Here is a 7,013-nt window from a genome sequence, read left to right as displayed (position 1 = left end):
TCTTCGCCCCACGGGTGATCATTGGCACGATGCTCCTCAGCGGGGCACTGATCGGGCTGGCGGCCGCCGTTGACGTGCTCGGCGTGTGGGGCTACATGCGCAGCGACTGGAACCCGGGCTACGGGCAGGCGATTTTGCCCTTCGTCTTCCTCGCCCGGTTGCGCCCGCTCCCCGCGATCCCCTTTGTGCTCTGCTACGCCGTGCTCGCGACGGGCGGGACGATGGCGGCCCAGCGCAGCGGGCTCTCCGTCGACTTCCTGCTCGTCATCGTTGCCCTGATCCTGCTGTTCATGGCCGTCATTGAGCTCCTGGGGGAGCGCCGCGCGCTCGGCCAGCGCTACCTGCCGGAGGGCCTGCGCGAGCGGGTCCGCTCCCTGACCCGACGGGAGGGCTCGCGATGAGTGAGCTGCTGACCCCGGCCTTCGTCGCCGCGCTCGTGACCGCCGCCCTGCTCGGGGCGGTGCCGGTGTTGCTCGCGGCCCTCGGGGAGACGCTGAGCGAGCAGTCCGGGGTGCTGGGCCTCGGCACCGAGGGCATGCTCCTCGTCGGCGGGCTGGCGAGCTTCGCCACCGTGCTCGGCACGGGCTCCTTCTGGCTCGGCTTCCTCGCGGGGGCGGTCGCCGGGGCAGCCGCGGCCGCGATCACCGCCGTGCTCTGCGTTGGCCTCGGCCTCAACCAGGTCGTCGTCGGCCTGGCCGTGACCGTGGGCGGCTCCGGGCTCACGAGCGTGCTCTATCAGCACTGGTTCGGGGAGACCGGCCCCCGCCTTGGCGCGCCGGATGGGTTCCCCCTCCCGGGACTTCGCGCCATCCCCGTCGTGGGCGACGCCCTGTTCGGGCAGCACGCGATGGTGCCGGTTGCCGCCGTGCTGGTCGTGCTCATCGGCTGGTGGCTGCGGCGCACCGGGCCGGGACTCCGGCTTCGGGTCGCCGGGCAGCGACCGCAGTCCCTCGACGCGGCCGGGGGCAGCGTGCTCCGGGTGCGCGCGGGGGCGGTGCTCGCCGCGGGGGTGCTCTCCGGCCTCGGCGGTGCCTTCCTCGCGACCGTCACCGCCGGGACCTTCACCCCGTTCATGACGCACGGGCTCGGCTTCATCGCGATCGTGCTCGCGATGCTCGCCCGCGGGAGCGCCCTCGGCGTTGCGCTCGGGGCGCTGCTCTACGGCGGCACCGTCGCGGCGGGCACCGCCCTGCAGTTCGCCTCCGGGGCGGTGCCAACGGATGTGATCCAGATGCTGCCCTTCGCCCTGATCATGCTCGTCTTGCTGCTCTTCTCCCGCTCGCAGACCCTGCCCCCCGCGCTCGGCACGCCCTACGTGCGCGGCTCCCGCGTCTAGCCGCGACACGGCGGTCTGTCCGGATTCTCGCCCGCGCCGAACAGTTCGTGGCCGAGCTACGGGCCCGCTCGGCTCGGGCGCGGCCCGGGCGACCCCCGGGCGGCCGCTTCTCGGGAATCCGCGCGGATTCGTGCGGCATTTCGCCGGGAAGGGGGCTAGGCTGGTGGGTGTTGTTGCGGCGGTTTCGCCCTGTTCATCGACCCCTCATGGAGCACAGACTAGTGACCAATTTCACGTCCACCCAAACGCGCACCGAGACCGACTCGCTCGGTAGCCTCGAGATTCCCGCGGCGGCGTATTGGGGGGTGCACACGGCGCGCGCGCACGAGAACTTCCCGATCGCGAAGCGACCGATCTCCGTGTACCCGGACTTCATCCGGGCCTTTGCCTGCGTCAAGCAGGCCGCGGCTCGCGCCAACCTCGAAATCGGGGCACTCGACGCCGAGCGCGCCGCGTTTATCGACCAGGCCTGCGAGGACGTCAAGACCGGCATGCTGCTCGACCAGTTCGTGGTCGGCGTCGTGCAGGGCGGCGCCGGAACGTCAAGCAACATGAACGTCAACGAGGTCATCACGAACCGGGCCCTGGAGCTCGCGGGCCGCGAAAAGGGTGACTACTCCTACATTCACCCGAACGACCACACGAACCACTCGCAGTCCACCAACGACACGTACCCCACCGCGATCAAGGTTGCGCTGGCGTTCTCGCTGCGCAGCCTGCTCGAGGAGATCGACAAGCTGAGCGACTCCTTCCGCGCCAAGGGCGGCGAGTTCTCGCACATCCTGAAGATCGGCCGCACGCAGATGCAGGACGCCGTGCCGATGACCCTCGGTCAGGAGTTCAACGCCTTCGCGAACACGCTCCAGGAGGACATCGAGCGCCTCGAGGACGCCGTGCGCCTCATGCGCGAGGTGAACATGGGCGCCACGGCGATCGGCACCGGCATCAACGCCCCGGTCGGGTACAAGGAATCCGTCATCAAGCACCTGCGCGAGATCACGGGCCTCGACCTGGTGACCGCGCACGACCTCGTGGAGTCCACGAGCGACACGGGTGCCTTCATCACGTTCTCGGGCGCCCTGAAGCGCTCCGCGATGAAGCTCTCCAAGATCTGCAACGACCTGCGCCTGCTGTCCTCCGGCCCCCAGGCTGGCTTCGGCGAGATCAACCTCCCCGCGCGCCAGGCCGGGTCCAGCATCATGCCGGGCAAGGTCAACCCGGTGATCCCCGAGTCCGTCACCCAGGTCGCCTACGCGATCGCGGGCTCCGATGTGACCGTCACGATGGCCGTCGAGGCCGGGCAGCTGCAGCTGAACGCCTTCGAGCCGATCATCGCGCACTCGATCTTCCAGTCGATCACCTGGCTCGAGCGGGCCTGCGCCACGCTCCGCGTCAACTGCATCGACGGCATCACCGCGAACGAGGACCGCCTCGACGACATGGTCTCCCGCTCGGTGACCGTGATCACCGCGCTGGCCCCCGTGATCGGCTACGCCGCCGCCGCGAAGCTCGCGAAGGAGGCCCTGGCCACGAACGGGAACGTCGGCGAGATGGTCGTCGAGCGCGGCCTGCTGGGCGCGGAGGAGCTCGCGAAGATCCTGCAGCCGTCCCGCCTGGCTGGCCTCGCGCCGGTCACCGGCGTCATCGACGTGATCGACGCGAAGAACGTCGAGTCCGTCGAGGGCGCTCCCGTGCAGACCGCGGGCGACGCCGAGTAGGTCCGACGCACCCACCAGGGGCGGGGCCCGAGCACGCGCTCGGACCCCGCCCCTGATGCGTTTGCCCCCCTATGCGGCGACGGGCACGGGGCGTTCCTCGTGCTCGATGCCGGCGTGCTCGCGCCCGTTCTCGAAGCGGAGCAACCGCAGGGCATTCAGCACCACGAGGAGCGCGGAGCCCTCGTGTAGGAAGACCACGGGCCCCATGGGCAGGCCGCTGAGGCTGGCCGGGATCAGGAAGATCACGATGGCGAGCGCGATGATCAGGTTCTGCCGGATAATCCGGCTGCTCGCCCGACTCAGCCGAAGCAGGAAGGGCAGCCGGCCGATGTCATCGCCCATGAGGGCGACGTCGGCGGTTTCGAGGGCAACGGCGGAGCCCGCGGCGCCCATCGCGATCCCGACCGTCGCGTTCGCCATCGCGGGGGCGTCATTCACGCCGTCCCCGATCATCGCGGTCTGGCGATTCCCGGAGCTGAGCCGCTGGATCTCGGTGACCTTGTCCTCGGGGAGCAGCTCCCCGGCGCAGCGGTCCACCCCGACGGCCGAGCCGACGGCGTCCGCGACGCGCTGGTTATCGCCGGAGATCATGACCAGCTCCTCGACGCCACGCTCCCGCAGCGCGCTCATCACGTGCCGGGCCTCGCCGCGGGGCGGGTCCATCACGCCGAGCACGCCGAGGAAGCGCTCGCCCGAGCGAAGCACCATCGTGGTGCGGCCCGCGTCCTGGAGGGAGGCTACGGCGCGGCGGACGTCCTCCGGGATCTGCGCCCCGGATTCCTCGAAGAGGCGGAGGCTGCCGATCGCGAGTTCTGCGCCGTCGAGGACGCCGCGCAGGCCGCGACCGGTGACGGCGACGACGTCGCTCGCCTCACGGAGGCTGTCCGCGGGGAAATCATCGCGCACGCCGCGAACGATCGCCCCGGCAAGGGGGTGGTCGCTGCCGGACTCGAGCGCGTAGGCCGACCGCGCGAGTTCCTCACGGGTGGCGCCCTCGGCGGGCACGAGGTCGGTGAGGCGCGGCTGGCCCCAGGTCAGGGTCCCGGTTTTATCGAAGGCGACGGCGGTGACCTTGCCGAGGCTTTCCAGCGCCGCGCCGCCCTTGACGAGCAACCCGGCCCGGGCGGCCCGGGCGACCCCGGAGAGCACGGCCGCGGGGGTCGAGATCGCCAGCGCGCAGGGGCTCGCCGCGACGAGCACCAGCATCGAGCGGTAGAAGCTCTCGCCGAAGGACTCGGTGAGGAAGACGACGCCGAACAGGAGCACGAGCGCGACGATCAGGATGACCGCGGGGACGTACCAGCGGGTGAAGCGCTCGATGAAGCGCTGGGTGGGGGAGGCGGTCTGATCGGCGTCCCGGACGAGGGCCACGACGCGGGCCAGGGTGTTGTCCGCCGCGGCGACGCTCACGCGCAGCTCGAGGGCCCCGGAGCCGTTCACGGTGCCCGCGAAGACGCGGTGCCGATCCGGGATGCGGTCCACGGGTTCCTCGGGATCGGGGGCGGCGGTTTTGGACACGGGGATGCTCTCGCCGGTGAGGGAGGCCTGGTCGACCTCGGAGGAGCCGAGCACGACCACCCCGTCGGAGGGGATGCGCGCGTGGGGGCGGACGAGCACCACGTCCCCGGGGACCAGATCCTCGGTCGGGGTCTCGACCGTGTCGCCGCTGGGCAGCCGGCGCAGGGCCGTGGCCGGGGCGAGTTCGGCGAGCGCCTCGATCGAGCGACTGGCCCGCCCCATCGCGTACTCCTCCAGGGCGTGACCGAGGCTGAACAGGAACAGCAGCACCGCGCCCTCGGCGAAGCGGCCGACCGCGGCGGCGCCCAGCGCGGCGAAGAGCATCAGGAAGTCCACCTCGAAGCGGCCCCGGCGGATCGACTGGATCGCGGAGCCGAAGGTATAGAAGCCGCCGAAGAAGTACGTAGCGAGGAAGAAGGCGAGCGGCAGCCAGCCGGGCATCCAGCCCGAGGTCCAGCTCTCGGGGAAGAGCTCGAGCGCGAAGCCGAGCAGGAAGGTGATCCCGGAGGTCATCGCAAAGCCGAGTTCACGGGCGCCATGGTCGCCGTGCTCGTCATGGTCATGACGGTCCGGGGGAGTCGAGGGGGGTGCGTAGGTCGTCATGTCCCCACCATAACCCAAACATTGCAATATTGAAATGTTTTGATAAGTTTTGTCCCGCAGGGCGAAACGGCGGAAAGCAGGTGATACTGGTTCTCATGATCTTGAGCGAGCGCGACGCGGAGCACGTCGCGGAAACCATGCGAGCCCTCGCCTCACCCGGGAGGCTTCGGATTCTGGCGCGCCTCGACGAATCACCCTGCTCGGTCGGGCAGCTGGAGAGTGACCTCGGTATCGCCCAGGCCACCGTCTCGAACCACCTGCGGATCCTGCGCCACCTCGACCTGGTCGTGGGCGAACGCGGGGGGCGGACCGTGACCTATCGCATCTCGGACGGACACGTCAGTGAGCTACTCCGCCAGGCGGTGCACCACGTCGGGCACGTCGAGCCCCAGGCCCCCGCGGTCTAGCCGCGCGCGGGGCCCTGCGGGGTGGCCGGGTGCTCCTCGGCGGCCCCGATCGTGGCCTCGAAGATCTCGGGGTGCCGCGCCAGCTCCAGGCGCGTGCGCCGCAGGTGGCTGTGCATGAGCCGCTCGGCCTCCTCGGCATCGCGTTTGCGGAAGCTGTCGAGCATGAGCGTGTGCTCAAGGTGATTGATCCGCAGGCCGTCCCAGCCGATGAGGTGGGTGTACGCGCGGCGGTAGTGCTGCGTCGTGTTCCAGAGTCGCTCGACCATGGCATAGAGCGAGTCCGCCCCGGCGGCGCGGTAGCTCTCCAGGTGGAAGCGTCGATCCAGCTCCAGGAAGCCCTCGACGGAGCCGGTGGTGGCGACCTCGGCGGCCATCGATTCGAGCCGATCGACGTCGGCGTCGCTGTAGTTCGGCACGGCCAGCATCAGCAGCAATGGATCCAAGCGCTCGCGGATGAGGTAGGTCTCCGTGCACTCGGCCAGGTCCATCGTGGACACCCACGCGCCCGTGTTGGCGATCAGGGTGACGAGGCCGTCGGACTCCAGGATGCGCAACGCTTCCCGAACGGGCAACCGGCTCGCGCCGAATTCCTCGGCGATGATCTCCTGTCGGATGCGCTCCCCGGGTCGGCGCACCCCGCTCAGGATCTCCGCGCGGAGGTCGTTGGCGATGCGCTGGCTTGCCGCCTCCCGCGCGGGGGGCGTCTTCGGTCCGGGGGTCATGCCCTCCACCCTACGGGAGCCCGGCGGCCCCGGCGGCGAGCGCGGGTCCGGCGCGTCCTCCCCGCGGGTGTTCAGCCCGCCATGAAGAGGCCGCCGTTGACGTGCAGCGCCTCGCCCGTGATGAAGCCCGCCGCGTCGGAGCAGAGGAACAGGGCGGCCGCGGCGACCTCAGCCGGCTCCCCGTGGCGGGCGAGCGCGGTCTCCCGGAGCATGGAGTCGCCGCGCGCCGCGACCAGGTCGCGGGTCATGGGGGTCGCGATCGTGCCCGGGGAGACCGCGTTGACCCGGATATCGGGCCCCAGCTCCAGTGCGAGGCTCCGGGTGAGCGCGAGCACCCCGGCCTTGCTCGCCGCATACGCCGCGTGCTCGCGGCTGCCGCGGTGCGCGGCGATCGAGGCGAAGGTGACGATCGCCCCGCCCCGATGCAGCGCGGGAATCGCCTCGCGGACGAGGCGGAACACCGACTCCAGGTTCACGTCCTGCACGAGCCGCCAGGTGTCGTCGTCGGTCGTCGCGACGGGGCCCGCGGGGTAGACCCCCGCGACGGGCAGGAGGAAGTCGAGTCCCCCGAAGTCCGTGGCAGCGAGGGTGACCAGGTCCGCGAGGAGCGCGGCGTCCGTGACCTCGCCGGCCAGGGAGCGTACCCGCTCCGGGTCGAGCTCTGCCAGGAGTGCGGCGAGGGCTCCCGCGTCCCGATCGGTCACGACGA

Annotated in this window: 7 protein-coding genes; 4 read left to right on the top strand and 3 right to left on the bottom strand. The window is 70.9% G+C overall.

Annotated features, from left to right (window positions below; translation table 11 throughout):
• The 3 genes from OOT08_RS04580 to OOT08_RS04570 form a co-directional block, all read left to right on the top strand.
• Positions 1–401 (top strand): hypothetical protein (locus OOT08_RS04580; RefSeq protein ID WP_442916181.1); only part of this gene is annotated, 401 nt, incomplete at its 5' end.
• The gene (locus tag OOT08_RS04575; RefSeq protein ID WP_325091384.1) at positions 398–1,336 is read left to right on the top strand and encodes an ABC transporter permease; all 939 of its coding nucleotides are present in this window, start codon (positions 398–400) and stop codon (positions 1,334–1,336) included. The genes OOT08_RS04580 and OOT08_RS04575, both read left to right, overlap by 4 nt.
• Before the next feature lie 221 nt (positions 1,337–1,557).
• A complete protein-coding gene (locus OOT08_RS04570; protein WP_325091383.1) occupies positions 1,558–3,054 on the top strand; it encodes an aspartate ammonia-lyase in 1,497 nt (498 codons plus the stop codon).
• A 69-nt stretch (positions 3,055–3,123) separates the two neighbouring features.
• On the opposite strand, the gene OOT08_RS04565 is transcribed toward OOT08_RS04570, so the two are convergent.
• Positions 3,124–5,175, bottom strand: coding sequence for a heavy metal translocating P-type ATPase (locus OOT08_RS04565; protein ID WP_325091382.1), 2,052 nt, complete (start codon positions 5,173–5,175; stop codon positions 3,124–3,126).
• 95 nt (positions 5,176–5,270) lie between these two features.
• Between OOT08_RS04565 and OOT08_RS04560 the strand changes: the two genes are divergently transcribed.
• Positions 5,271–5,582, top strand: coding sequence for an ArsR/SmtB family transcription factor (locus tag OOT08_RS04560; RefSeq protein WP_325091381.1), 312 nt, complete (start codon positions 5,271–5,273; stop codon positions 5,580–5,582).
• Here the strand turns inward: OOT08_RS04560 and OOT08_RS04555 are convergent.
• Complete coding sequence (locus tag OOT08_RS04555; protein ID WP_325091380.1) at positions 5,579–6,304, bottom strand: GntR family transcriptional regulator; 726 nt, start codon at positions 6,302–6,304, stop codon at positions 5,579–5,581. The two genes, OOT08_RS04560 and OOT08_RS04555, sit on opposite strands and share 4 nt — an antisense overlap.
• 71 nt (positions 6,305–6,375) lie before the next feature.
• Positions 6,376–7,013, bottom strand: a 638-nt coding sequence (locus OOT08_RS04550; protein WP_325091379.1) for an SDR family NAD(P)-dependent oxidoreductase, incomplete at its 5' end; no start/stop codon positions are given.

The organism is Leucobacter sp. M11 (assembly GCF_035726885.1).
Lineage (GTDB): Bacteria > Actinomycetota > Actinomycetes > Actinomycetales > Microbacteriaceae > JAPFRB01.
Note: the sequence above shows the minus strand (reverse complement) of the source record. Positions and strands in the feature narration are given on the sequence as shown.

Excerpts from the sequence above, each read along its gene's own strand:
- OOT08_RS04565 (WP_325091382.1), bottom strand. The coding sequence starts at position 5,175 with ATGACGACCTACGCACCCCCCTCGACTCCCCCGGACCGTCATGACCAT.
- OOT08_RS04560 (WP_325091381.1), top strand. The coding sequence starts at position 5,271 with ATGATCTTGAGCGAGCGCGACGCGGAGCACGTCGCGGAAACCATGCGA.
- OOT08_RS04555 (WP_325091380.1), bottom strand. The coding sequence starts at position 6,304 with ATGACCCCCGGACCGAAGACGCCCCCCGCGCGGGAGGCGGCAAGCCAG.
- OOT08_RS04575 (WP_325091384.1), top strand. The coding sequence starts at position 398 with ATGAGTGAGCTGCTGACCCCGGCCTTCGTCGCCGCGCTCGTGACCGCC.